The 26,562-nt window shown below is 67.2% G+C and carries 20 protein-coding genes; 10 read left to right on the top strand and 10 right to left on the bottom strand.

Annotated features, from left to right (window positions below; all coding sequences use genetic code 11):
- Positions 1-91 precede the first annotated feature (91 nt).
- The 3 genes from ACV7NQ_RS16245 to ACV7NQ_RS16235 all read right to left on the bottom strand — a co-directional run bounded on the left by ACV7NQ_RS16245 (position 92) and on the right by ACV7NQ_RS16235 (position 7,768).
- A complete protein-coding gene (locus ACV7NQ_RS16245; protein WP_463365695.1) occupies positions 92-3,805 on the bottom strand; it encodes a murein biosynthesis integral membrane protein MurJ in 3,714 nt (1,237 codons plus the stop codon).
- 763 nt (positions 3,806-4,568) lie between these two features.
- Positions 4,569-7,235: a hypothetical protein gene (locus tag ACV7NQ_RS16240; RefSeq protein ID WP_463360433.1), complete on the bottom strand. Its 2,667-nt coding sequence runs from the start codon at positions 7,233-7,235 to the stop codon at positions 4,569-4,571.
- The gene (locus tag ACV7NQ_RS16235) at positions 7,232-7,768 is read right to left on the bottom strand and encodes an NUDIX hydrolase (RefSeq protein ID WP_463360432.1); all 537 of its coding nucleotides are present in this window, start codon (positions 7,766-7,768) and stop codon (positions 7,232-7,234) included. The genes ACV7NQ_RS16240 and ACV7NQ_RS16235 overlap by 4 nt, the downstream gene beginning before the upstream one ends.
- A 338-nt stretch (positions 7,769-8,106) precedes the next feature.
- Here ACV7NQ_RS16235 and ACV7NQ_RS16230 point away from each other — a divergent pair, with 338 nt between their 5' ends.
- Complete coding sequence (locus ACV7NQ_RS16230) at positions 8,107-9,567, top strand: CCA tRNA nucleotidyltransferase (RefSeq protein ID WP_463360431.1); 1,461 nt, start codon at positions 8,107-8,109, stop codon at positions 9,565-9,567.
- A gap of 6 nt (positions 9,568-9,573) precedes the next feature.
- On the opposite strand, the gene ACV7NQ_RS16225 is transcribed toward ACV7NQ_RS16230, so the two are convergent.
- On the bottom strand, positions 9,574-10,389 hold the full coding sequence (locus ACV7NQ_RS16225; protein WP_463360430.1) for a hypothetical protein: 816 nt from the start codon (positions 10,387-10,389) through the stop codon (positions 9,574-9,576).
- A 169-nt stretch (positions 10,390-10,558) separates the two neighbouring features.
- Between ACV7NQ_RS16225 and ACV7NQ_RS16220 the strand changes: the two genes are divergently transcribed.
- The 4 genes from ACV7NQ_RS16220 to ACV7NQ_RS16205 all read left to right on the top strand — a co-directional run bounded on the left by ACV7NQ_RS16220 (position 10,559) and on the right by ACV7NQ_RS16205 (position 14,204).
- On the top strand, positions 10,559-10,957 hold the full coding sequence (locus tag ACV7NQ_RS16220; RefSeq protein WP_463360429.1) for a TOBE domain-containing protein: 399 nt from the start codon (positions 10,559-10,561) through the stop codon (positions 10,955-10,957).
- The gene (gene modA / locus ACV7NQ_RS16215) at positions 10,954-11,727 is read left to right on the top strand and encodes a molybdate ABC transporter substrate-binding protein (protein WP_463360428.1); all 774 of its coding nucleotides are present in this window, start codon (positions 10,954-10,956) and stop codon (positions 11,725-11,727) included. The genes ACV7NQ_RS16220 and modA overlap by 4 nt, the downstream gene beginning before the upstream one ends.
- Before the next feature lie 13 nt (positions 11,728-11,740).
- Positions 11,741-12,613 carry an ABC transporter permease gene (locus ACV7NQ_RS16210; RefSeq protein ID WP_463360427.1) on the top strand — a complete coding sequence of 291 codons (873 nt, stop codon included), beginning with the start codon at positions 11,741-11,743 and terminating at the stop codon, positions 12,611-12,613.
- Between the two features lie 454 nt (positions 12,614-13,067).
- Positions 13,068-14,204, top strand: a complete 1,137-nt coding sequence (locus ACV7NQ_RS16205) for a sulfate/molybdate ABC transporter ATP-binding protein (protein ID WP_463365694.1) — start codon at positions 13,068-13,070, stop codon at positions 14,202-14,204.
- Here the strand turns inward: ACV7NQ_RS16205 and ACV7NQ_RS16200 are convergent.
- From ACV7NQ_RS16200 to ACV7NQ_RS16190, 3 genes are all read right to left on the bottom strand, one after another.
- Positions 14,088-14,735, bottom strand: a complete 648-nt coding sequence (locus ACV7NQ_RS16200) for an NAD-dependent epimerase/dehydratase family protein (protein ID WP_463360426.1) — start codon at positions 14,733-14,735, stop codon at positions 14,088-14,090. The genes ACV7NQ_RS16205 and ACV7NQ_RS16200 overlap by 117 nt on opposite strands.
- A 43-nt stretch (positions 14,736-14,778) precedes the next feature.
- A complete protein-coding gene (locus tag ACV7NQ_RS16195) occupies positions 14,779-18,471 on the bottom strand; it encodes a hydantoinase B/oxoprolinase family protein (RefSeq protein WP_463360425.1) in 3,693 nt (1,230 codons plus the stop codon).
- Between the two features lie 84 nt (positions 18,472-18,555).
- Positions 18,556-20,301, bottom strand: a complete 1,746-nt coding sequence (locus ACV7NQ_RS16190; RefSeq protein ID WP_463360424.1) for a DUF4185 domain-containing protein — start codon at positions 20,299-20,301, stop codon at positions 18,556-18,558.
- Positions 20,302-20,514: 213 nt separating this feature from the next.
- Here ACV7NQ_RS16190 and ACV7NQ_RS16185 point away from each other — a divergent pair, with 213 nt between their 5' ends.
- Entirely contained in the window at positions 20,515-21,087 is a 573-nt protein-coding gene (locus ACV7NQ_RS16185) for a hypothetical protein (RefSeq protein WP_463360423.1), read from the top strand.
- Here the strand turns inward: ACV7NQ_RS16185 and ACV7NQ_RS16180 are convergent.
- Together ACV7NQ_RS16180 and ACV7NQ_RS16175 are read right to left on the bottom strand one after the other, a co-directional pair.
- The gene (locus ACV7NQ_RS16180) at positions 21,077-22,402 is read right to left on the bottom strand and encodes an MFS transporter (protein ID WP_463365693.1); all 1,326 of its coding nucleotides are present in this window, start codon (positions 22,400-22,402) and stop codon (positions 21,077-21,079) included. The genes ACV7NQ_RS16185 and ACV7NQ_RS16180 overlap by 11 nt on opposite strands.
- Before the next feature lie 90 nt (positions 22,403-22,492).
- Positions 22,493-22,864 carry an NUDIX hydrolase gene (locus tag ACV7NQ_RS16175; RefSeq protein ID WP_463360422.1) on the bottom strand — a complete coding sequence of 124 codons (372 nt, stop codon included), beginning with the start codon at positions 22,862-22,864 and terminating at the stop codon, positions 22,493-22,495.
- Positions 22,865-23,209: 345 nt separating this feature from the next.
- On the opposite strand from ACV7NQ_RS16175, the gene ACV7NQ_RS16170 reads away from it, so the two are divergent.
- Together ACV7NQ_RS16170 and ACV7NQ_RS16165 are read left to right on the top strand one after the other, a co-directional pair.
- Complete coding sequence (locus ACV7NQ_RS16170; protein ID WP_463360421.1) at positions 23,210-24,001, top strand: pirin family protein; 792 nt, start codon at positions 23,210-23,212, stop codon at positions 23,999-24,001.
- Between the two features lie 86 nt (positions 24,002-24,087).
- Positions 24,088-24,642 carry a DUF4190 domain-containing protein gene (locus tag ACV7NQ_RS16165; protein ID WP_463360420.1) on the top strand — a complete coding sequence of 185 codons (555 nt, stop codon included), beginning with the start codon at positions 24,088-24,090 and terminating at the stop codon, positions 24,640-24,642.
- A gap of 18 nt (positions 24,643-24,660) precedes the next feature.
- On the opposite strand, the gene ACV7NQ_RS16160 is transcribed toward ACV7NQ_RS16165, so the two are convergent.
- Positions 24,661-25,176, bottom strand: coding sequence for a hypothetical protein (locus ACV7NQ_RS16160; protein ID WP_463360419.1), 516 nt, complete (start codon positions 25,174-25,176; stop codon positions 24,661-24,663).
- 131 nt (positions 25,177-25,307) lie between these two features.
- On the opposite strand from ACV7NQ_RS16160, the gene ACV7NQ_RS16155 reads away from it, so the two are divergent.
- On the top strand, positions 25,308-26,159 hold the full coding sequence (locus tag ACV7NQ_RS16155; protein WP_463360418.1) for a Scr1 family TA system antitoxin-like transcriptional regulator: 852 nt from the start codon (positions 25,308-25,310) through the stop codon (positions 26,157-26,159).
- Positions 26,160-26,169: 10 nt separating this feature from the next.
- A complete protein-coding gene (locus tag ACV7NQ_RS16150; protein WP_463360417.1) occupies positions 26,170-26,547 on the top strand; it encodes a DUF397 domain-containing protein in 378 nt (125 codons plus the stop codon).
- The last annotated feature ends 15 nt before the right edge of the window (positions 26,548-26,562 follow it).

Genomic DNA, 26,562 nt, shown 5'->3' with positions numbered 1-26,562 from the left:
CAGCGCGGGAAGACGGTTACGCGGGAATGAGAGCGCCGGCCAGCGACGACACGGTGTGGACACGTGCGGCGAGCGGCGGACTGTGCGGCGCCTAGAGGGCGGCGTCGAAACGAAGATCGGCAATCGCGGTTTGGAACTGACCACCGGAGTTCCCCAATCCGGTGATCCAGACGAGCACGTAGCGGGCGGATTGATCGGTGTGCACCGGAATGTCGGTGATCCCGTTCCCCAGTCGCGCCGAGCCGATCAGCTGGGTCTGATCGAGCGTCGGCGACGCGGTCGGCGAGGTGCGGATTTCTACCGACGTGCCAGGGCTCGGCGAGTTGATCGACACGTTCGTCAGCTTCGCCGGGCTCGGTAGCGTCGCTAGTAGCCCGATCCCCTTCTTGAGGGCCGGGAACTGCTGGAAGTACTGGTCGGTGCGCCACGTCGTGGCGGGATCGTGGTCGAGCACCGCCCCGACGGTGCCGACACCGTCGGGCGTGCCCTCCGGGGAGAACACCGAAATATGGGTGACCGGAACCGGGACCCCGCCCGCGGGGGTGCTCGGGGTTCCCCCCGGTGCGGGTGCGGGTGCGGGTGCGGGCGAGTTGTTCGTGGTCAGGCCGATATTGCGCTGCTCGTTGAGCGGTGCGTCCGACGCGCCCGGCGCGAAGACACTCACCATCCACCAGATCACGATGCCGACCACGAGTGCGGCCAGGATGCCGAGCCCGACCATGATCCACATCAAGCGCTGCGAGCGTTCCCGTTCCGCCGCAAGCACTTCGGGATCGGCCAGCGATTCGTCGACACCGCTCGGCGTGCGCTGACCCAGGCGAAGGACCGGGATGAAGTCGGTCTTCTGATCGACCACCGATGCCTGCTCGAGCACGTGCTGGACGGTCGCCGCGGTGCGAACGCCCTTATTCGATTCCAGCGAGCGCACGGCGACCGCGGAGATTTCGAACGGCACTTCCGGCCGGATCTGGCGCGGTTCCACCGGGGTGCCGTCCGGGCCGAAATCGGCCGAGCGCAGCCCGCCGATCGTCGCGGTGCCGGTGACCCCGCCGGTACGGATCGGCCAGCGTGCCGTGATCAGGGCGTAGAGCATGGCGCCGAGACCACGGACGTCGGATTGCGCGTCGGAATCTGCCAGGGTGCCAGGGAAGGCCAGCACCGCGTCTCCGGACGCGCTGATCCGGACCCGGTCCGGGTGATCGATCGAGAGCGATCCACCGCCGCGATGGGCCAATTCAGCGGCCGAGGCCAGCGCACGGACCGCACGGGCCGCGCCGATTGGTGAGGGCACCGTCTCGGCCATTTCGCGCAGTGATCGGCCCGGTGTCCACTCGGCCACCACGATGCCGCCGGAGCTGCCGCGAACCACATCGAGCACGCGGGCCAGACCGGGTGAGTTGATCCGGCCGAGGCGCAGCGTGCGCGACAGAATCGCCTGCGGGCCATCGTGTCCGGAGTTCTCGCCCGCCTTCTGGTCGGCGTCGACGAAGGTCAGTGCGACCTCACGGTCGAGCTTGATGTCCAGCGCCTGCCAGAACTTCAGCCCGCGGGCACCGCCGTGGCCGGCCAGCAGCCGGTAGCGGCCACCGGCCACCGAGGCGCCCGGAATCAGCTTGGGACCGCGCGGGGTTCTTCGACCACCCGGATCGCCACCCATGGGCGGCAATTGGGGCGGGATCGGAATCATCCCGGTGTCGTACATCGGGTCGCGCTCCGGAGCGTGGACCTGGCCCTCGCCCGGTGCCGGTCCCGCGTCACGATCCGGTGGGCTGGTGTCGGCCTCCTGGTTCGCGTACGCGGAATCCAACGCATCCCCCGCAGTCGGCGGGGCGTCGGTGGAGAGCCCGCCTGCCGTGCTCGCAGAAGAATCGGCGGGGACGCCGCCCACCGCCGCGTCATCGCTCACCCTCGGTCCTCCTTCGCCCTGATATGTCGAGGTTCCGGCGAATTCGCCACTTGTGCTTCTCTGCCGAACAGGGTACGGGAACTCACCCCTGCCGGTGATGTCAACGGCATCGGCTCTGATCACGGGCAGCACCATGGTCTGGGCATCCATGTACGGGTCGAACTGTGGGTAAGCGTAGGCGTCCGGCCTGCGGAATACCTGAGTGGCGTAAGCATCCTCGACCGGGCCGTCCAGATCGAGATCCGGGGCGGGCGGCGTGATGCCGAGACGGCGCGAGATGGCGACAGTGATCCCGACGATTTCCGGGATACCGGCCAGGCGCATCAACCCGAACGCGACGCTGAACATCACGATCGCGCACAGCGCGACGCGGATGAGCGAGCCGAACCCGGCGGACAACTGATCCAGCCCGAGCACCTTGTCCACGATCAGCATGACCGCGCCGCCCGCGATCGAGGCCAGCACGACGCGAGTCACCGTGCGACTAACGTTGACCATGCGCAGATCGCCGAGACTGCGGTGGAGCAGGTAGCCGCCGATGACGGCTCCCGCGGTGAAGCCGAGGCCGGTGGCGACACCGAGCACGATCACAACCTGATCGCTGCTACTTGCGACCACCGGCGCCAACGCTGAGAAGAGGATCTTCACGCCAGTGATGCCGAGGATGATCCACGTCGGTGTCCACGCCTGTTCCCTGGCGTAGAAGACACGCAGGTGAATCAGCACGAGTGAATAAGGAATCAGCGCGAAGGCCGACCAGCTCACCGCGTGGCCGAGGCGCGCGGCGTCTTCGGCGAATCGCCCGTAGCCGAACAGTCCCTCGCCCACCTGCGGTCCGGCGAGCGTCAGGAAGATGACCACGGGGATCAAGGCGATCATCGTCAGCCGCGTCGCCACCGAGAGATCGTCGACCACGGCCGGTGTGTCGTTCGCAGCGGCATTGCGGCTCAAGCGCGGCATGATCGCGGTGAGCAGTGTCACGCCGAGGATGCCATAGGGCAGCTGCAGCAGCGCCCATGCCTGCGTGTAGATCGCCGGACCCGCTTCGTCGGCGTGCGACGAGATGTTGTTGGCGAAAATCAGGCCGACCTGGCTGATCAGGACGTACAGGATGATGGCGCCGCCCATGGTGCCGAACTGCTTGAGGCGGGCGTCGATGCCCCAGAGCGGACGCAGGTCGATGCCTTCCCGGCGGATCGCGGGCAGCAGGCTGACCGCCTGGGTGATCACGCCGAGGGTGACGCCGCAGCCGAGAATGAGCAATTTCGGGTCGCTCATCCGTACCGGATGCAAGGTGATCTCGCCCGGCGTCACCGCGTAGAGGCCGAGAACCGTGAGCACGACGATGTTGTTCAGCACCGGTGCCCAAGCACCTGGTTTGAACACCTGACGGGTGTTCAGGATCGCGGTGAACAGCGCCGACATGCCGTAGAAGAGGATCGCGGGCAGCAGCAGGAAGGTCAGCGCCGTGGTGAGCGCGGTGTTGACCTTGCCGTCGGAGGAAACGAAGACATGGGTGGCCAGGATCGGCGCCGCGGCGGTCGCCAACAGCGCGGCAGCGGCGAGCACCGAGAACGCGGCGGTCACCAGGCGGCGGACGAAGGCGGTGCCGCCGTCCGGGTCTTCTTGTTCGGCGCGGACCAGTGTTGGCACCACCATCGCGGTGAGCACGGCGCCGAGCACGAGCTCGGTGATCATGTTCGGGATCAGGCTGGCGGAGGTAAATGAGCTGGCGATTGCCGGACCGAGCACGGTCAGCAGCAACAGCTGCTTGCCGAATCCGGTGATTCGACTGACCAGCGTGGCGAGCGCGATCGAACCGGAGTCCTTGAGTAGCTTGGCGTTCGCGCTCTGCTTCGGCTCTACGGTGGCCGTCGCGGACTTGGTCTGGGCCGACATCTCGCGGGTGGTCGGGCGGTTGTCCTGCGCGACGCGTGGGGCAGGACCGGGCGGTCGCTGCCACTGTCGCGGCGGGTACTGCTGCGGGCCTGCCGGTGGCGGCGCGAAACGTTCGGCTGGCATGCGGCCGGGCTGGGCCGGGCCGGGGCGGCCCTGACTCGGCGGGAGCGGCCGCGGCTGGCCGGGGCCGGGCGGCGGCGGGGGCACCGGGTACTGGCGCTGACCCGGATGCGGGCGCGGCGCCGGACGCGGCGGCGGAGGTGGCTGTCGGGGGATAGGGCCCGACGGCGGCGTGGGTGGCGCCATCCGCTGGCCCGGCCGTGGTGGTGGCGGCGGCGGGGCGGCGGGGTGGCTGACCCGAGGCATCGGTCTGCCCGGGTCACCATAGGGGTCATCGGAACTCATGTCCGATTCCTCGGGCGGATGCTGTAATTGCCGTTCCCATGGCGCCAGCGGAGCGCGGCGGGCCGGTGGCCCGTCGTGCCGATCGCCAGGTCGATGCGGATGAGCGGATAAGTCATCGTCGCTCATCATGCCTCCTGTACCCGCCCGAACAGCTGCATCCCAACGGTGCGATGAGCGACGTCTTGCCCGTAGTGCTCACCTCGACTCCTCGGTTCTACCAATCGCCCCCCACCGATCGGCACCGATGAGAACGCGGTGCAATTGTCCCCCACTGTGCCATCTCATACGGCGAGACACCCAATCGATGCAGGTAAGAGCGGTTTGGGAAGGTACGGCAAGGGCGCTTCGCGATTGTCCCTCACCGTGCCTCCGTCTGCTCCTGCTGTAGTACCCGTTTGCGCGCACGCCGGTACCGGTTGACCCGGCGCCGGGTGCCTGCGTCGAAACCCTCATCGGCCGGATCCGGCTGTCCGCGGAACCGGCGCAACAAGCGGCGCCCGGCCAACAGAAACAACAGTATTCCGGCACATGCCGTAATTATTGCCAAGGCCTGACCGTAGGCGTTTGAACGCACCGAAACCGAGGTGGGATTGCCGAGCGGGATTCCGTCGGGCGTGGTAAGGGAGATAGGAATGGCCAAGTTACGGCTGTCGATCACCTCGGTCGGGATCTGGAACGAACGAGTGCCGGTGGGCGGCAACTGCTGCTCGCCTATGTCGGTGATCTTCGTCTCAGCGGGCGCCTCGATCCGGAACCTGATGCGGATCGCGACCGGCAGTTCGTTGCGGGCGACCAGCAGCAACGGGCTCTGCTCGGAGGCGAGCGTGTACACCCCGCCCGGCGGCAGCACGGTGACCGATCGATAGAGGCTGTCCAGCGTTCCGGTGGTCTGGTCGAGCCGTCGCTGGGCGGCGGTATCGGGTTGCGCGGTATCGCCTGCCCGCCGATCCGACAGGGTCTGCACCCGAAGCAGGTCGTCGCGCAGCGGGGTGAGAAACTGGCGTGGCGTCGGCTCCGACTCCGGCACCTCGACCATCGCGTGCATCAGTTCGGTGATCCGGCGTTCCTGGTCGCGCACAGGCAGTACGAAGCGGCCGGGCACCGCGTCCTGGACGGCCTGCGGCAGATAGTCCAGTTCATAGGGCTGGCTGTCCGCCGGTTCGGCGACCAGTTCTTGCAGCGCACGTGGCGTCGCGAGATTGTTGTGGATCAGCAGATCCACCTGACGCAGCAGCGCGGTCGCCTCGTCCCGGTTGGCCCCCCACTGCTGCGGCGGCACCAGCAGCATCGAGCGCGGGCGGTTCGGCTGCGGGTTCAGCGCGGTCCAGGAGATGGCGCCGAGTGCGTCCTGCAGCCGGGCCATCCGAGAATCGTTGGTGACGTCGTAGCGCACCTTGGCGGGGGTGAACGAGGGCGTCGGCGGATTCGATCCGACGGCGGCGAGCGCTGTCGCGGACCAGATATCGAAGGTTGCGGCATGTAATGCCGGATCCGCCGGCGGGTTCGGGGTGCTCGGGTTCGGGCCGTTGGGGGGTGTCGCGGCGGTGGTCGGCACCGGGCTGGTCGGTACGACGCTGGTGGTTGGTGCGACGCTGGTCGGCGGCTCCGGCGCGGACGCCTCCGGTTCGTTCGCGACGGGCGCCGCGGTGATCTCGGGCACTCGGACCACATCGGGCGTCGCGGGCTCGGGAATCGCCGGGGTCGAGGCGCTCTGATTCGCGTTCGCCTGGTTGCCGGTGGTGGCGCGTCTGTTGTCGCTGGCCGCGGGCGACGAATCACTCGAGCCTGCGGTGCCGACCGGTACCGCGCCGGTGTCGGCGAGCACCGCGGTCCCGAAACCGTGGTTACGCAACAGCATTCCCGCCTCGGCACCGATGCTGCCGGAGTCGGGCACGCTCACACCGCGCACCGACCTGGTGGACAGGATCGAATCGACGATGTCGGCGGGCGCGTCCAGTGCCCTGGCCGACAGGTCGGGATCGTTCACCGCGGCCAGCGCCGTGATGTCGACCTGCGCGAAGGGCAATGCGACCGTGCACAAAGACGAGGCGAGCGCGCGCAGCCGGTCGAGCCAGGTCTTGGCCTGATCGGCGCCGGTGCCCGGCCTGGTCGCGCCATCCGGATCGGACGGACTCGCCAGCACCCGGTAGCCCTTGATCATCGCCTGCACCGTGCCGAGCAGATCCGGATCGACCGCGATGCACACCGCCGTCGCGAGGGTCCGATCGTGACCGACATTGCCGCCGATCGCGGTCTCCAGCGCGCCGAGCAACTGATCGAGACGCCCGCCCTTGCCGAGCGAGGCGGCCAACTCGTCGTCGGTGAGCTCGGCCTTTCCATTGACTATTCCCGGATGACCCGCCACCAGCCGGGGCCGGTCGGCCAGCGGCCACAGCAGGGTCGTCGCGACCGGAGCGTCTGTGGCGGCGGGCACCGTGGGTGTCGCGTCGCCGCTCGCCGCAGGCGGGAGCCCGAGCACGGGAAGCAGGAATCGGGCATCGTCAAGCCGGGCCTGACTGCCATATGCCGGTTCACCGTTCACATTCAGCAACAGCGGATAGACGCCCGGCTTGGTGATGTCCAGCGACGCCGCGATTGCGGCATCGCCGGGACGCAGCGCGATGGTCACGGTGAACTGCCGGCGCTGCCCTGGGCTCAACCGGTCGACGACATCCTTGAATGGACCGGCGACGTCGTAATTGACCTGATCGAGGCGCAACGTGGAACGCAGCACACTCGGCGAGGTGACCGCCTCGGCGCGCTGCACACGGACGCTGATGTCGTCGACGACCCGATCACCGATATTGGTGACGGTGCCCGACACCGTCAGCACCGGATCGCTGAGCGTGGTTACCGCAGTCGGAGTCACCGAATCGAGCGACAGCTTCAGAAACTTCGGCGTCGACGAACCACTCGACCCAGGCGGTTGCGCGGTCGCCTGGTTGGCAAACAACACCGGCGCTGCCGTCACCGAGCCGAGAATGGTCAGGACCGCCACGATGATCCGGAACAGTCCACGTGTCATCGCTTGCCGGTCTCCATCCGGTCGATCATCCGGTTCGCTACTTCGGCCAAACGCCGCTCATCGGCATAGGCAAGCCGAGAATCCAATTCACTCAACGGAACCCACGCGACCTGGGTGACCTCGACGTCGGCGTCGGACAGTTCACCACCGATCGAACGCAGCAGAAAATGATGCACGGTCTTATGTACCCGGCGACCCTCGGTGACGAACCAATAATCGATGCTGCCCAACTCGGCGACCACCACACCATTGATCCCGGTCTCCTCGGCAACCTCACGGATCGCCGTCTGCTCGGATGTCTCGCCATCCTCGATATGACCCTTGGGCAGTGACCACAGCAACCGGCCGCGGCGATCGGTGCGCCCGATCAGCGCCGCGCTGCGCTTTTCCTTGGGACCGTCGAGCCCATCGACGACCAACCCACCGGCCGAGGTTTCCCGGACCGTGCGCATGCGCGGTTTCGCCGCGCTGGCGGCCGAACCGCGGCGCCGAGGCTGGCGGCGTCGACTGTTCGCGCGATCGGCCGGAGACACCCAGCAATCCTACTGTGCACATTGGCCGCGCCTGCGGCGCGGCGCGTTCGCGGCCCCGAAGGCTCGCGTCCGAGCGGTGCGAGACTCGCGACTGCGTCGCATGCGCTTCGGCCACTCGGACGCAAGCCGGCCGCGAACGGCGCTCGTAAGACAGCGCGTTGTGGGTCGCCTTTATGACGAACGGTTTCGACATGGGCGGAGCCGTGATGATGTCGACGACGTCAGCCCGGTTCTGGCCCGGCGCATGCGGGAGGCCTTATATATCTGGAATATATCTGGAGTTGCTGCAAGGGTTGCGCTGGAATGTCGGTTGCGGTGGCTCGGTAAGCTGCTGATTCGTGGTTTCGCCCCAGTCTGAGGATGCAGCGCAGGATCGACGTACCCGATTGCTGGCCGCGGCCGCGGTCACGCTCGGGAGGCTGTCCGATGTGCTGACGCCGTTGGGCGAGTTGTTCGCCGCACGCGGCTATGAGCTGTACCTGGTCGGGGGCAGTGTGCGAGACGCGGTGCTCGGGCGGTTGGGGACGGATCTGGATTTCACCACCGACGCGCGGCCGGAGCAGGTGCAGGAGATGCTGCGCGGCTGGGCCGATCACCTGTGGGATACCGGTGGTCTGGCGTTCGGGACGGTGAGTGCGTCCAAGGCCGATCAGCAGCTGGAGATCACCACCTTCCGCAGCGACAGCTATGACCGCGTCTCCCGCAATCCCGAGGTGACCTTCGGCGACACGCTCGAGGGCGATCTGGTGCGCCGGGATTTTACGGTCAACGCGATGGCCGTGCGGATCGGGGCGGACGGGTCGATGGAGTTCGTCGATCCGCTCGGCGGGATGGATGCCGTGCTCGAGGGCATGCTGGATACCCCTGCGGCGCCGGAGGATTCGTTCAACGACGACCCGCTGCGCATGCTGCGAGGCGCCCGTTTCGTCGCCCAGCTCGGCTTCGAGCTGCATCCGCGGGTACGGACCGCGATCGCCGCGATGGCCCCCGCGATCGACCGGATCACCGCCGAGCGGGTGCGCACTGAACTGGACAAGCTGATCGCCTCCGCGCACCCGATCGACGGCATCAATGTCATGTGCGAAACCGGGCTGGCGCAGCGGGTGCTGCCGGAGGTGCCCGAGATGAAGCTGGAGATCGACGAGCACCACCAGCACAAGGACGTGTACTGGCATTCGCTGACTGTGCTGGATCAGGCCATCGATCAGGAGGAGGGCGATCCCGATCCGGTGCTGCGGTGGGCCGCGCTGCTGCACGACATCGGCAAGCCGGACACCAAGCGCAACGAGCCGGGCGGCGGCGTCAGCTTCCACCATCACGAGGTGGTCGGCGCGAAGATGGTGCGTAAGCGGATGCGCGCGCTGAAGTACCCCAAGCAGTTCACCGAGGACGTGGCCCGACTGGTGTTCCTGCACTTGCGTTTTCACGGTTACGGCAAGGGGCAGTGGACGGATTCGGCGGTGCGCCGGTATGTCACGGACGCGGGCGATCTGCTGCCGCGGCTGCACAAGCTGGTTCGCGCCGACTGCACCACCCGCAACAAGCGCAGGGCCGCCGCGCTGCGCGCCACCTACGACGAGCTCGAGTCGCGGATCGCGAAGCTGCAAGAGCAGGAGGATCTGGACCGGGTCCGCCCGGATCTGGACGGCAACGCCATCATGGAATTGCTCGGCCTGCAAGCAGGTCCGGATGTCGGTAAGGCCTGGCGCTTCTTGAAGGAGCTGCGTCTGGATCGCGGACCGCTCACGCGAGACGAGGCCGAGGCGGCACTGCTGGAGTGGTGGAAGACGCAGGCCTGACGCGGGTCAGAAGATGATCAGCGTGGTGCCGGTGACGATGGCCGAGCGGATCTGCGCCAGATCGAATGATCCGGTGATCTCCGGCAGCTCGATCCGGAATCGGACCAGGTCGCCCTCGCGGGTGGCGTGCACGATGCGCGCATCGTTCGGCAGGCCGGTCAACCCTATGGCGGGTGCGGTCAGCAGCTTGCGTGGAATCCGGATGCCCAGCCAGTTCGCCCGGTGGATTTCGACGGTGAGAAGTTCGTCGCGCACCTGGGCGTCCACCAGGGCGGTGATCAGCCTGCGCCGATGCTTCGCCTTGATCAGCCCGTTGTCCTCGACCCGCAACTCCCAGTCCAGCGCCTGCGTATTCAGCCATCCGACCAGCGTCTCGGTGGTGACGGTGCCGTCGAGGTCCAGCTGTTGGGTGCGCACCTTCGTCGGCACGCCGGGAATCAGTCGGACACCGTGCGCGATCACGGTCACCGACTCGATCGGGTGATCGTCCCAGCGCATCCTGGACAGCACGGTCTTGGTCTGGAAGTGCGCGCCGCGGCGCCGGACCTTCAGCACCTGCAGGGTGGCATTCAAATCGTGGCCGAGCAGGGTCGCGCTGACCCCCTGCCCGCCGAACCGGCTGAGGATGCCCTCGCTGAGCACGGTCATCAGCACGTCCGGCATCAGGGCGGTGACGGCGCCCGCGCTCAAGTCGGCCACCGGATCCACCCAGGCGGTGGTGAAGGAGATCCATTGCTCCAGCAGGGACTGGTCGAAGAGGCGCTTGCCGAGATCGACCGCCCGCAACGGTGACCATGACGTCGGATCGAAATACGTGGCCATGATTGCTCCGAGCGTACTTGGCGCCGGAGAACACGCCCATGCCGTGCGGCGGACCAGGCCGGTCAATTGTTCGTATCTACGACTTGACGCGGGCAAAGCGCCGCTTTCCGTCCGCATATACGGACAGATTCGATTGTTCTGTCCGAGTTTACGGCACTATGCTGACGCGGTGGCGACTCTGCGGATACGGGACGCGGCCGAGCTGCTCGGCGTCAGCGATGACACGGTGCGGCGCTGGATCGATTCCGGCGCCCTCACCGCGGCCAAGGATTCCTCCGGCCGGTTGGTGATCGAGGGCAAAGAGCTGGCGGCGTTGGCCGTCGAGCAGGCGCGGACGCCGCAGACTCGGCTCGGCAGTGCCAGCTCGGCACGCAATAGGTTTCCTGGATTGGTCACCCGCGTGGTGACCGACACGGTGATGGCTCAGGTGGAGATGCAATGCGGACCGTTCACAGTGGTGTCGTTGATGAGCAGCGAGGCGGTGCGCGAGCTCGGGCTGGAGCCGGGCAGTGTGGCGCTGGCCAGCGTGAAGGCGACGACGGTCGTCGTCGAGACCGCCGCCGAATGAGCCGGGCGAAGCGAGCTGGGTGGACAGCCGCCGCAGTGGCATTGCTGGCGGTGGCGGCCTGTGGGTTGAGTGAAACAACCACGGCGGGAACGGATTCCGGGACCGTGACCGTCTTCGCGGCGGCCTCGTTGAATCAGGTCTTCACCGCTCTCGGCAAGGAATTCGAAACCGCACATCCGGGATCGAAGGTCGAGTTCTCCTTCGCGGGCTCGTCGGACCTGGCCGCGCAGCTGACGCAGGGCGCCCCGGCCGATGTATTCGCGGCCGCGGACCCGGTGACCATGGCCGCGGCGGTGACCTCGGGCCGGATCACCGAGCCGACGGAGAACTTCGCGACCAATGTGCTCACCATCATCACCGCCCCGGGGAATCCGAAACACATTGCCGGACTGGGTGATCTGTCGCAGCCCGGGGTGCAGCTGGTCGTTTGTGCGCCGCAGGTGCCCTGCGGGCGTGCCACCAAGAAGATCACCGAGACCGCCGGGGTTTCGCTGACACCGGTGAGTGAGGAAGCGTCGGTGGCCGACGTGCTGACGAAGGTCACCTCGGGCCAGGCCGATGCCGGGGTGGTGTACGTCACCGATGCGGCAGCGGCTGCCGCCAAGGTTGCGGCGGTGAAGATTCCGGAAGCGTCCGCCGCGGTGAACATGTATCCGATTGCGGTGCTGGCGGATTCGAAGAACGCGAAGCTGGCGCACCAGTTCGAAAGCCTGGTCACCGGGCCGAAGGGGCGGGAAGCGCTGGCGGGGGCGGGATTCGGCGCGCCATGAGTCGGGACGACCGGTGAGTACCGGACTGCCGCGCTGGCTGCTCGCGCCCGCCGCGATCGGGTTCGCGCTAGTCGTGGTTCCGCTGGTGGCGTTGGCCTACAGCGTCGAATGGTCGAGGTTTCTCGCCTCGGTGAGCACAGCCGCATCTCAGGACGCGCTGTGGTTGAGCGTGCGCACGGCCACCGCAAGCACCCTGCTGTGTGTGGTGCTCGGCGTGCCGATGGCCGCCGTGCTGGCGAGGACGCGGTGGCGCGGGCTGCCGCTACTACGGGCAATGGTGTTGCTGCCCCTGGTATTACCGCCGGTGGTCGGCGGCATCGCACTGCTCTACACCTTCGGCAGACAGGGCTTGATCGGCAAGCACCTCGAGATGGCAGGTATCCACATCGCCTTCAGCACAACGGCGGTGGTGCTGGCGCAGACCTTCGTCGCACTGCCCTTCCTGGTGCTCACCCTGGAGGCGGCGATGCGCACCGCGGGCAGCCGCTACGAGGACATCGCCGCCACCCTTGGCGCCCGCCCGACGACCGTCTGGCGGCGCGTCACCCTCCCCCTGCTGCGCCGCGCACTGATCTCCGGAGCCGTTCTGTCCTTCGCCCGCGCCCTCGGCGAATTCGGCGCGACCCTCACCTTCGCGGGCAGCCTGCAGGGCCGAACTCGCACACTGCCGCTGGAGATATATCTGGAGCGGGAGGCGGATCCTGATGCGGCCGTGGCGCTCTCGCTGCTGCTGGTCGTGGTGGCAGTGCTGATCGTGCTGGTCGCCTACCGGCGCCCGGGCATGATGCCGGGCCCGGGGACGGCGCTGCGGAGTGGTTGGAAGGTGGGCCGGATCGCAGGGAGGCGTGGTGCTGTTGCGGTCAGCGGAGTCGGGGGTGGTGGATGATGCACTGCCCGAATCCGTTGGTGCACGTGCAGGCGCCGACTCGTCGAATGCCAACGCGTAGTGCCCGTTCTCCGCGACATCCCGCGTGCGACTGTGCGGTGCGTCGATCGGCACTGACACGGGGCGGATCGGCACTGAGACAGGGCGGATCAGCACTGAGACGGGATGCTGCAACGCAATTCGGCTCCGCGCGGCTCTTCGATGTGACTGGGGTTCGCGTGGATACGCGGTGTCCGACCCGAACGACGAGAAGAACCTTGCGCAGGGTAGCGCCGGACTCGCCGACCCGGCGTCCGCGAACGACGCGCGCCCGGACGCGCCCGCGGGACGGACACCCGCGCCGACCGACGCCGCGCGGTCGTCGAGCGGAGGACTCGCGGTGAGGCGATATCTGCAGCGGCACAAGGAAACTCCCAACGACGGGCACGACTGGCCGACAGGATCCGGGGCGGGGCTGGTGGTCGCGGCCCGACTGGCCGACCGAGACTTGGACGTGGAGATCGAGGTGGCGGCGGGCGAAGTCCTTGCCGTGCTGGGGCCCAACGGCGCGGGTAAGTCGACATTATTGGAGATCGTCGCCGGGTTGGTGCGACCGGACTCGGGGCACGTCCGATTGTCCGGACGCACCCTGACCGACACGGCGAAAGACGTGGCCGTACCGCCCTATCGGCGCGGAGTATCGCTGCTGGCGCAGGAGGCGATGCTGTTTCCGCATTTGACCGTCGCGCAAAATGTCGCGTTCGGGCCGCGCAGCGCAGGACTGGCCGCTGGAGCCGCCCGCGAGGTGGCATGGCAGTGGCTGACCGCCGTCGACGCCGTGGATCTGGCATCGCGCAGGCCGGGTGAACTCTCTGGTGGGCAGGCGCAGCGGGTGGCGCTGGCCAGGGCGTTGGCGGTCGATCCTCGGCTGCTGCTGTTGGACGAGCCGATGGCCGCGCTGGATGTGGCGATGGCACCGGTGATGCGGGCCTTGCTGCGGCGAGTGTTGCGCGAGCCGATGGCAGGGGCTTCCGGGGTGGGCGAGCGTGGTGCCGTGCTGGTGACCCACGACATCATCGACGCGCTGACCTTGGCCGATCGGCTGGTGGTGATCGAGTCGGGCCGCGTTGTCGAGTCCGGGCTCGTCGCCGCTGTGCTCGCGCGGCCGCGCAGTGCGTTCGCGGCGCGGGTTGCCGGTGTCAATCTGATCGTCGGTAAGGCCGGAGGGTCCGTGCTCGACGGTTCAGGAACTGGTGGTTCGGAAGCGAACTGGGTCGAGGGCGTGGTGCACACCGACGACGTGGCGGTACACGGTCGAGCCGATCGTGCCTGGGTGCCCGCCGGACGCGCGGCGGCGGTCTTCTCCCCCACCGCGGTCTCCGTGTACCGGGAACTACCGGAAGGCAGCCCCCGAAACACTTTCGGCGTCCAAATCGCCGAGCTCACAGATCGCGGCGGCATCGTCCGGGTACAGGCGGCGGATCGGTCCGACGGCTCAGCGGGCCTGGTCGCCGACGTAACCCCCGCCGCGGTCGCGGAGCTCGACCTGACTCCAGGCCGGTGGGTTCACTTCGCGGTGAAAGCAGCCGAGGTCCAGGTCTATCCCTGCTGAGTTGCTATTCGTGCCGAGCAGGTGAGCGCGCACGGTCTGTCGACGCATGACGCATGACGGATATGCTTGCCGCAAACCTGTGGCGGCTACCGGTGCCGGACGGCGAATGCCGGATGGCGAATGGGGAGACCGGTAGCCGAATATCGGGTCGCGTATGACGCCGGACACCGGGATCGACTTCCCGCGCGAACGTCTCGAAGCTGTACACCGGAGCGAGGTGTCCGCGCGTGCGGCCGCCATCAGGTTGGCGGTGCCGGTGACCCGCAGATCGTTGGTGGCGTACATGTCCTTGTGCCGCATCGGCGCCTTGCGCAGTGCCGTCGCGGCATGCACCACGGTGTCGATCGTGCGGCCCTCGACCGCGCGCAACAGTTGGTCACGATTCATCAGATCGGCTCGGACATCGGCGTCCGCGCCGCGGGGCAGCGAGATCACGGTGTAGCCGGACTGCTTCAGCGCGGCGGCGATATGGCCGCCCAACACGCCGCTCGCTCCAGCCAGCAATACGTTGTTGGTGTCGTTCATGTCCATCGGACAGTTGTCCCCTTTCCGGCGTGACACTCTTGAACGTGAGCTACATCACTCTGCCGTACCCGCCACCGCCGGGCGTCTCGATGACCAGCACATCGCCGGAATCGAGCTGTGCCGAATCCGCGCCGCGCAGCTCCTGCACCGTGCCGTCCGCACGCTCGATGCGGTTGCGGCCCATGCCCCCCGGCGCACCGCCCGCCATACCATAGGGCGGTACCCGACGGTGACTCGACAGCGTCGATACCGTCACCGCCTCGGTGAACCGCAGTCGGCGCACGGCACCGTCACCGCCGTGCCATCGACCCGTGCCACCGCTGCCCGTGCGCACCGAGAATTCCTCGAGCAGCACCGGCAGCCGCCATTCCAGCACCTCCGGGTCGGTGAGCCGGGAGTTGGTCATATGGGTCTGGACCACGGGCGCGCCGTCGAAGCCCTCGCCCGCACCGGAACCGGAGCCGATCGTCTCGTAGTATTGGCTGCGGTCGTTGCCGAAGGTGACGTTGTTCATCGTGCCCGATCCCTCGGCCTGCACCCCGAGCGCCGCGTACAGCGCGCCGGTGATCGCCTGAGAGGTCTCGACATTGCCAGCGACGACCGCGGCGGGCGGTTCGGGCGCGAGCATCGAGCCGGGCGGCACGATGATCCGCAGCGGGCGCAGGCAGCCGTCGTTGAGCGGGATATCGTCTGCGACCAGCGTGCGGAAGACGTACAGGACCGCCGCGTTCGCCACAGCATAGGGCGCGTTGAAATTACCGTCGAGCTGTGCCGAGGTTCCGCTGAAATCTATGGTGGCGCTGCGGTATTCCCGATCAACCGTGACCCGGACGTGAATGACGGCGCCGAGATCGGTCTCGTAGGCGTACTCGCCGCCGTCGAGCGCGTCGATGACGCGGCGCACCGATTCCTCCGCATTGTCCTGCACATGACGCATATACGCCTCGACGACGTCGAGCCCGAAGTGCTCGATCATCTTCCTGACCTCGTCGACACCCTTGGCGTTGGCGGCGATCTGCGCACGCAGATCGGCGAGATTGGTGGCCGGATTGCGGGACGGGTACGGCGCTTCGGTGAGCAACCGGAAGATCTCCGCTTCCCGGAACCGGCCGTTCTCGACGAGCAGCCAGTTGTCGAAGATGACGCCCTCCTCCTCGATGCGACGGCTGTTCGCTGGCATCGAGCCGGGGGCGATGCCGCCGATCTCGGCGTGATGGCCGCGCGAGGCGACATAGAAGAGGATCTGGGTGCCCGCGGTGTCGAATACCGGCGTGATCACCGTGACATCGGGCAGATGGGTGCCGCCGTGGTAGGGATCGTTGACCGCATAGGTGTCGCCAGTGCGCATGGTCTCCCCGGATTGCCTGCGCCGGATGACCTCCTTGACGCTGGTACCCATCGATCCGAGATGTACCGGAATATGTGGCGCGTTGGCGACGAGATTGCCGTCGGGATCGAAGAGCGCGCACGAGAAGTCCAGGCGCTCTTTGATATTGACCGATTGTGCGGTCGACTCCAGCCGCGCGCCCATCTGTTCGGCGATGGACATGAACAGATTGTTGAAGACCTCCAGCAGCACCGGATCCGCTTCGGTGGCGGGAGCGACGGGCCCGGAGGAGGCAGCCTGCGTAACCATGGAGGGCCCCGCGGACGCCCCCATCGGCACAGCACCCGCCTGCGGTCCGGTCGCCACCGCGACCCGTTCCATGATCAGATGCCCGAGATCGTTCACCACCGCCTGCCAGCCGTCGTCGACAACCGTGGTGGAGTTGTCCTCGGTGATGATGGAGGGCCCGCGCACCGCCCTGCCGGGCACCAATTCCGCACGCCGGTAAAGCAATACGTGACGCCAAGTGCCGTCGGTGTGTAGCCGCACGGCCTCCGGCTCGCTGGTGGCCGCGAGTGGCCTGGCCAGATCGGCGAGGTCGGGTGGTTCGGTGAGCCCGGTCGCCTCGACCGAAAGCGCCTCGATGACAATCGGGCGATCGAGCACGAAGGAATAGGTGTTGCGGTGGCGTTCGACGAAATCCGTTGCCATTCTGGCCGGTTCGGTGAGTTCTACGGTCAGCGTGGTGTCGGTGCCGTCATAGCGCAGCTGGGCGCGGCGCACGACGCGGACCCGGTGGACTGGCACATCTTCACCGAGTAGTTCGGCGCGGGCGATGGCCTCCAGATCGTCGGCGATCTCGACGACGCGCGGCATCGACGCATCGCGCAGCGGCAACTCCACCGATCGCTCACGCATGGCGGTGGTATCGGCTAGACCGATGCCGAGCGCGGAGAGCACACCGGCCATCGGCGGCACCACCACGGTGCGGATGCCGAGGGAATCGGCCACCTTGCAGGCGAGTTGGCCGCCCGCACCGCCGAAGGTGGTCAGCGCGTACCGGGTGACATCGTGGCCCTTCTGCACCGAGATCCGCTTGATCGCGGCGGCGATATTGGCGACCGCGATCTCGAGGTAGCCCTCGGCGACCTGTTCCGGGGTGCGGTCGTCACCGGTGCTCTTGGCGATTTCGCTGGCCAGTTCCGCGAATCGGTCGCGCACGAGCGCATCGTCGAGCGATTCATTTCCGCTCGGACCGAAAACCCTTGGAAAGTAGTCGGATTGGATGCGTCCGAGCATCACGTTGGCGTCGGTGACGGTCAGCGGTCCGCCGCCGCGATAACACGCGGGTCCCGGCACCGCACCCGCGGAATCCGGGCCGACGCGGTAGCGGCTGCCGTCGAAGTGCAGGATCGAGCCGCCGCCCGCCGCGACGGTGTGGATATCGAGCATCGGCGCGCGTAGCCGGACCCCGGCGATCTGGGTGGTGAAGACTCGCTCGTATTCGCCAGCGAAATGCGAGACGTCCGTGGAGGTTCCGCCCATATCGAAGCCGATGACGCGGTCGAATCCGGCGAGTTCGGACATTCGCACCATGCCGACGATGCCGCCCGCCGGACCGGACAGGATGGCGTCCTTACCGCGGAACTGTCCTGCCTCGGTGAGTCCGCCATTGGACTGCATGAACATCAGTCGCACGCCCGTGAGCTGGTCGGCGACCTGCTGAACATAACGGCGCAGCACCGGCGAGAGGTAAGCGTCCACCACCGTGGTGTCCCCGCGCGGCACCAGTTTCATCAGTGGGCTGACCTCGCTGGACAGCGAGATCTGCGGAAATCCGATATCGCGGGCGACGCGGCCGATCGCCTGTTCGTGCGCGGGATACAGGTGTGAATGCATGCAGACCACGGCGATGGCACGAATACCGCTGTCGTACAACGGTTTCAGTGCGTCGGCGAGGGCGTCCAGGTTCGGCGGTGTCAGCACCGTGCCATCCGCCGTGACGCGTTCATCCACCTCGATCACCTGCTCGTGCAACAGTTCCGGCAGCACGATCTCCCGCGCGAAGATCTGCGGGCGATTCTGGTAGGCGATGCGCAATGCGTCGCGGAACCCCTGGGTGATCACCAGAACGGTACGCTCGCCCTTGCGTTCGAGCAGGGCGTTGGTAGCGACCGTGGTGCCCATCCGGACGGCTTCGATGTCGGCGTCGCCTTGGCCTGCGTCCGCGAGGATTTCGCGGATGCCCGCCACCGCCGAGTCGTCATAGCGCGCCGGGTTCTCCGAGAGCAGTTTGTGGGTGACGACCCTGCCGTCGGGTCGCCGGGCCACCACGTCGGTAAAGGTGCCGCCACGATCGATCCAGAACTGCCAGCCCGGTCCGTCCGCCGGGCGCGCGGGCGCGCTGCCTGTCACCGGAGCCGCCCGTCCTGAATGGATATGCGCTGGTCGATCACATGTGCACCATACCGAATCGCCGTTGCGCCGACCCGATCGCGATCAGCGCGGCGGATCGAGCTCGGCGTGCATGAGATACACGTTGTAGCTGTCCCACGACGAAATGGTGAAGTACAGGTCCTTATCGGTCGACCACGGATGGATGAAGCCGCCGTAGGACTTCGGGTAATCGTTGGTCGAGACCAGCGGCACCCCTTCGGTCCACGCTCCCTGTGGCGTCGCCGACGTGCGCATTACGATCGCGCCCCGCGCCGAATCGAGATAGACCATCTGCCACTGCCTCGATGCCTGATCGAAGCGCACCGACAGTTCGCTGGCCATTCCGAGAACCAAAGGGGTGGCCTGGTTTTCGGCCGCGGGCGCCCAGGTGCCGCCAACCCAGTACTGATAGGCCGACTTGTTGAGCACCTCGGCCTTCGGCACCCTGGCCAGCCCGATCACGCCGACACGGCCGTTGGGTGTGCCGAACATGTAGACGTAGTCACCCTGCGGCACCATGGCCGCGACCTGGAAGCGGCCGAGGCCGAAGAAGTTGTCCCACTTGGCATGCTGATCTTTGGTCCAGGTGCGGCCGTCGTCGTCGGAGTAGGCCAGGCCGCCGTAGTTGGTCGTCCACATGCCGGGGATTCGGCTCCACCGGTTCACCGACATGTAGCTCAGGTACTGGCGATTGCCGATCGCGAACCCGGAGGTCGGGATGGTGGTCGTCTCCCAGTTCTTGATCTTGCGGCTGCCGAGCAGTTCGGCGGCATGGCAGCGGCTGTCCTGCACCATCGTATCGATGGTCAGCCCGTCGGACAGGTCGCGGTCGGTGCTGTAGCCCAGCACATTGCTGCGCCAATCCTGGTTGTCACCACCGGCGCCGCCGCCACCCCAGCCGGAGCCGAAGGTGTCGCCGAAGACGACCGCGACCTCACCCGGCTTGGTCTCCCACATCAGGCCGAGATCGGTGCCGTCCACCTGCCAGCGCATATCGGTGCGATTCTGCGAACCGTGCCCGGTCAACTGACCGACCAGCCGCACCGAGTCGACATGCGGCGCGGCAACGGCGGCGGCGAGCGGCCCGGGTTCGGCCGGGTGCACCACCTGCGGCGGCGCCGGCTGCGGCGGTTCGCCCTTGCCACCGGGCACCGGAAACGGTATGGGCTCGATCTCGGGCCGGATCTCGATGCGCGGCAACGTGAACGGACCTCCAGACCCTGATCCGGAGCCGGACCCACTGCCGGAGCCGGACCCACTGCCGGAGCCCGAGCCACTGCCGGAGCCCGAGCCACTGCCGGAGCCCGAGCCACTGCCGGAGCCCGAGCCACTGCCGATGCCGGAGCCCGAGCCGGTGCCGATGCCGGAGCCGGTGCCCGAACCCGAGCCGCTCTCTGGTGTCGGAGCGGGTCCGGGGTGCGGTTCGGGGTCGGTGTCGGAAGCCGGTTCCGGCGGCTTCGGCGAATCGCGAATATCGGGGCACGGATTGCGGCACGGGTCCGTAGGCAGCGGCTCCGGATTGATCCGGGTGTTGTCCTGCGGCGGATCGGGAACCGGGATCGGCGTGATCTCGGGAATCGGCACCGGGATATCGATCTGCGGCGGCAGGGGCGGCGGTGGCGGTGCGTTCGGGTCCGGCTCGCGGTTCAACGGGTCGAAGCCGGTCTCGCCGCAGCTGTTCACCGGCGGTGGCGCCCACGGAAACGGCGCCGCCTGAGCGACTGGCGTCGGCACGGCGAGCAGTCCGGCCAGCAGCACGCCGAACAGGGCTGGCGCGCAGGGGGATTCGATTCCGACTCGGGATGTCACGTCTGCGGCGGTTCTGTCGTCACTTCGCGGGGAAGGGGAATGGATGTCCGTGACCCCCTCGGCAGCAATGCCATCCGTCGATGCCTCCCTGTCGATTCGAGTCGCGAGAGATCAACTTACCGGACCACCATCGCCGAATGCGGGACGGCGGGCTGATGGAATTGATCCGCCGCGGGAGGGAACCGCGGCCACGGTCGTTGCGTCCAAGGAGATATGAACGAGATCGAGTACGTGTTCGGGACGGGTGACGGCACGGTGCACGCCTGGTCGTCACAGGCGAATCTGGAGCTGACCACCTCGGGCATTCCCGATGCCGTGCAACTGGATTTCGACGGCGACGGCCTGGCCGACGACGTGATGTGGGAACCGCATGGCACCGGCGTCGCCGACGTGGTCGGGCTGGATCTAGATGACGACGGCGTGCTCGACCACTTCTATACTGACCCTTCCGGCTTCGGCATCTGGGATCACTTGATCACCGGCGCCGAGTCCGATGCGGGCAGCGAGCCGCTCGACTGGATCGTGCGCACCGATCCGGGGCCGGAGTTCGGCGCAGCGCCGGAACATGTTGTCGCCCAAGAGTTCGGCACGCAGATCTCGGATTCCGGTGCGTCGCCGGTCGATGATCCCGGTGCGCCGCTGAATCATCCGGCGTCATGGTCCGATCAGCAGGCAACGCTCGACCAGGTCGGCGCCTTGCACGACCATCGGGCCGCCTCGGCCGAAGACACCACCCGATCGGCGAATCTCGACGACCGCCGGATCGGCGAGTCGTTCATTTCGTGACCGGTGTGCGCCGCGAATTGAACGCGATGGCCACCATTCCGGCGCCGTAGATTCCGGCGCCCGCCAGTACCACCGCCACCGACCGCCCGTCCGCCGGGATCAGCAGCGCGCTGATCGCGATCGCCAGCACGAACGCGATATTGAAGACGGTGTCCTGCAGCGCGAATACCTGACCGCGCCTGGTGTCATCGATATCTATCTGCATAGTCGCATCGCCGGTGAGTTTGATCGTCTGTCCCGCCAATCCGAACAGGAAGGCACCGACGAGCAGCAATTGATGCGCCCGGTGTGCGCCGTCCCCCGGCGCCGCGACAGCGGTCGGCGTGACCAGCGTCAATTGGACGAGCGTCGCGGTCAGCAGACCGGCGATCACCGTCCGAGGCCGCCCGAGGCGCGGTATCAGAAAGGGTGCGGCGATGGCGGCCACCAGCATGCCTGCCGCGGTGGCGCCGATGGCGACCCCGAATCGGGTCAGACCGTTGTTCATGCCGGCTCCATCGGTCGGAGCCTGGCGCAGCACAAGCACCATGATCAGGGTGTTGATGCCGAACACGATCCGATGCGCACCGATGCCGAGCATGGCGGTGGTGACCTGAATCGATCCCCAGACCGCCGTCGCGCCGGTACGCAGCCCAGTGGCGATGGCACGCAGCGTGCTTTCCCTGGTCGAGGACCTGGCTTCCGGGCCGAGTACCTTGGCGCCGAACCCGGTCGCGAGGACCGCGCCGAGCACCGACCAGATGCCGCTGATCGCGACCGCGACCGCGGAGGCGAAATCACCGGCGCCGATCAGGTCGATGATCGATACCGAGGCGGCGGCCCCGATCCCAGCACAGGCGGAGGCCACCGTGGCGAGCACCGAATTCGCGGGCACCAGCCAGTGCTGGTCCAGCACCCTGGGCAGCGCCGCGGACACGCCCGCGAGCACGAACCTGCTGATCCCGACCACGGCGAGGGCCAGCAGCAGTAGCGGTTTCTCGCCAGCGCCCACCAACAGTCCGACGCTCACTGCGCCGATCAGCACCGCCCGCAACACATTGGCGACCAGCAGCACCGCGCGCCGGTCCCAGCGGTCCAGCAACGCCCCGGCGTACGGACCGATCAACGAGTACGGCAGCAGCAACACCGCGAAGGCCGCCGCGATGGCGAGCGGATCTGTCTCCCGCTCGGGGTTGAACAGAATGGCGCCCGACAGCGCCGCCTGAAACATGCCGTCGCCGAATTGCCCGGCGAACCGCACCGATGCCAAGCGCAGCACCCCGGGGCTTTCCCGCAGCGCGGTCCGCAGCGATACCGGCCGCTCGTCCGCGGGCATGGAGCGTTCGGAGCGACCAGTAGACACGCCGTGAGGCTACCGCGCAGCCCGCGGACGGGTGGCTGCCAATTCAGCTATGCCAAATAAAGTTCAGCTGATCAGCGAGCTGACCGCTTCGCGCATGTCTGGAGCCATCGGCAAGTCGTCGAGGGCGGTGGCGTCGATCCACGCGAACGCGTCGTGCTCACCCGGCGCCAACGCCACCTCGCCCGGCTCCACCTGCACCACGAAGCTGTACTTGCGCACCCTGGCCTTGGTTCTGGTGGCGTAGTCGAACCCGCCGAGGAACTCGGTGATCCGGCGCACCCGCAACCCGGTCTCCTCGAACAGTTCCCGCACCACACATTCGGCGAACGTTTCCCCGGCTTCGACGCCGCCGCCGGGCAGTTCGAACATCCCGCCGCGGTAGTCGTCCGGTACCCGCCGCACCACCAGCAGTTTGCGGTCACGGAACACCGCCACACCGACGACGAAATCGGTGATGTCGTCGCGTTGCGCCTAGTCGCGAAGGTGCCGCTCGATGCCTGCGAGCACTTCGGGCCGCATCTTGCCGTCACCTCCGGTTCCGTTGGAGCACATTATGTTACGAAGCCCGACACTCGAATGGGCGGACCGTCTCGACCGATATCGAGACGGACCGCCCACCGATGCGCCGTACCGGTTGGTTCTGCTCGCCTACCGTTCACCTGCTGGTCGCTCGCGTAAAATGCCGAGTGCAGGACAATTTACTAGGAATTCGGAGTACCGCGACTGAAGTGCTCCTACCCTGAAAGGCGATCGGTGCACGGTCCCGAGAGGAGGACCATGATGTCCACACTCACGACACCACACATCGATATCCATCGTGGCGGCGACCGCATGAAAACGCGCGTGTCGTGGCTGGATTCGAAGCACTCGTTCTCCTTCGGAGAGCACTACGACCCCGACAACACCCACCACGGCCTGCTGCTCGTCAATAACGAGGACATTGTTTCCCCTGGTCAAGGCTTCGATACCCATCCTCACCGGGATATGGAGATCGTGACGTGGGTGCTCGACGGCAGCCTGGTGCACCAGGATTCGCTCGGCCACAGCGGTGTCATCTATCCCGGGCTGGCACAGCGGATGAGCGCGGGCACCGGAATCCTGCACTCGGAGAAGAACGACTCCTGGCGTCTCGACAATGCCGGCTCCGAACACGACGAGCCCGTGCATTTCGTGCAGATGTGGGTGGTGCCGGATGAGCCTGGGCTGACCCCGGGCTACGAGCAACTCGAAATCGATGACGAACTCGCGGGCGGTGGCCTGGTGACGGTGGCCTCGGGCCTGCCGCGCTATCGCGACCGGACCGCCATCGCCATCGCCAGCAGTCATTCCGCGCTGCATGTGGCCAGGATGGCGGGTTCGGAGCCCGACGACGCCGAGCAGGTGATCGACCTGCCCGACGCGCCTTACCTGCACCTGTTCGTCGCGCGCGGTGAGGTGGAGATGGAAGGCGTCGGCGCACTGTACGAGGGTGACGCCGTGCGCCTGACCAGGTCCGGTGGCCAACGGGTCATCGCGCACAGGCCCTCGGAAATTCTGGTGTGGGAGATGCACGCGCGGCTGGGCGCCCAATAGCCGGCGCGGCATTAACATCCCTGCGTAGGGAGGGCGATCAGTAGGGGAATGCCGTATGGGCACACCGCCGGACTGAGAGGAAGTCCATGTCGCAGTATCCGCCGCCGGGCGGCCAGTATCCGCCGCCGGGCGGCCAGTATCCGCCGCCGGGCGGCCAATACCCGCCGCCGGGCGGCCAATACCCGCCGCCCGGTCAGTATCCCCCGCCGGGGCAGTACCCGGGACAGCCCGGCTACTGGCAGGAGTCGCCCAAGCGCAAGGGCCTCGCGATCACTGCGCTCGTCCTCGGCATCCTTGCCCTGCTGAGTTGTTGGACCCTGGTCGGCGGCTACCTGTTCGGCGCCCTCGCCATCATCTTCGGCCTCATCGCCTTTGGGAAGGCGCGCTCGGGGAGCTCCGGTGGTACCGGCATGGCCGTTGCCGGTCTGATTCTCGGCGCGCTCGGGTTGGCCGGCGCGATCCTGCTGTCGGTGATCGGCTGGAGCTTGTTCGTCAACTCCGGCACCAAGGACTACGTCGACTGCATGAACAAGGCGGGCAGCGATCAAGCCAAGATCGATCAGTGCACGCGGGAGTGGAATCAGACATTGGAGAACCGCTACAGCGTGACCATCACTCCGCAGCCGACGCCCACCCGCTGACCGTCGCGCCAGCGGCACTCAGCGGGTAGAGCAGGCCCGGGTCGCGGCGACCACCTCGGCGAGTTCGGGGCGAAAGTCGCGCTCGGGCAGAGCGATCCAGGTGCGATAGATGCTGTGTTCGTCGGCGGGCGAGGGCAGCACGATGCGGCTGCCCGGCAGCGCGACCGAGGCGCAGACCCGGAACAGGTCGGAAAACAGGGCCATGTCCAGATATGAGTTGTCGGTGGGACCGGTCAGGAAGGTCCAGCGACCCGAGCGTGGATGCGCGATGATCGGACCGTGGTGCAGCCCGCTGGCCACCAGGGATTCACGCACCCGTTTGCCGAGCACCGCGGGCATGACGACCGCGCCGACCGCGCCGACTTCCAACATGATTCGCCCGAGTGCGGGATCCACCACACCGTAGAGGCCGTGGTCCTTGCGGTAGCGACGGCAGCGGGCGATGGCGTCCTGCACGGCCGTGTAATCCTGGGCGGCCGTCAGTGGCTGGACGTTGGCCCGTCCGAACACCCCATAGCTACCTGACGCGCTCATGACGAACCTCGCCTCGATGCTGAGTGGATCGACGTGATTGATGGATCGGCCGCTCAATTCGAGACTAGACCTGCACAATTAACTTGACAATAGTCACACGCCGGTGAGTTGCGGGGCGTACCATCCCTGTCATGGCACCCGTCTCACCCACCGTTGCCCGCTGGGAGTTGGTGCTGCGCCTGCGGGAATTGCGCGAACAACGGGGCTTCGATTCGGCCACGTTCGCCAAGCGCGTCGGCTTCACCCCGGCCAACTGGTCGCATGTGGAGAAGGGCAGACGAGTGCTCACCACGAACACCATCGGCCCCGTGCTGGCACTGCTCGAGGTGGACGCCGAGGAGAAGGAAGAACTGCTTGCGCTGCTGGAGGCCAGTAAACAGCGTGGCTGGTGGACGAAGTCCTCGGCGCTGATCGGTCCGGAACTGCAGCGCCTCTACGGCATGGAGTCCGGCGCGCAGAGCATCCGAAGCTACGACAGCTCGATCGTGCCCGGCCTGCTGCAGACCGAGGATTACGCTCGCGCGCTGATCAGCGCCGACGTGATGATCCGCCCGGTCCAGGTCGAGCAGCTGGTAGCCATCCGGATGCGGCGTCAGGAGCGATTGCGTGGACGTGACCGAATCGAGCTGACCGCGGCGATCGGCGAGGGCACCCTGCTGCAGCAGACCGGCGGGCCGGAAGTGCTGCGCGGGCAGCTCAACTATCTGGCCCGACTGCTCGACGAACTCGACAGCATCGAGTTGCGGGTGATCCCGTTCGCCGCCACAGCGGGCGCGGTGCTCGGCGGCTCCAGCTTCCATCTGATCGATTTCGCGGGCGAGCAGTTGCCGACCTTCGGCTGGGCGGAGAGCGCGGTGTTCGGGGGCGCCGTCGACGACCCGGAACAGGTGCGCGATCTGAGCTTCGCGTACGTACGCGCACTGGAACAGTCATTGAATCGTGCCGAGTCATTGGCGCTGATCAACCGGTATGCCCGAGTGTAAAATGCTGCCCATGGCCACCATCGCTACCTCCCGGTCGGTTTTCACCGACTGGTTCACATCGACCCGATCGAACAACGGCAACCAATGCGTCGAGGTCCGGTTCGATGGTGATGCGGTCCTCATCCGTGACAGCAAATACCGCCGTAACCCGGCCAACCGTCCTGCTGAAGAGCCGATCATCACCGTCACCGCGAGCGAATGGACCTCGTTCCTCGACACCCTTATCCGCGGGCGATCACACAGCGATTTGACCGCGCTCACCGCCGCCGGCAGCCACACCACGCTCCGCCACGGCAGCATCACTCTCACCTACACCCCCCCAGAGTGGGACGCCTTTCTAGCGGGCGCACGCGCCGGTGAGTTCGACCGCAGCGCTTTGCCCGCTTGAAACCGCTCCGCACCC

Source organism: Nocardia sp. Tas62D01 (assembly GCF_055232035.1).
The sequence above is the reverse complement of the archived record's forward strand: the minus strand, read 5'-3'. Positions and strand labels throughout refer to the sequence as shown.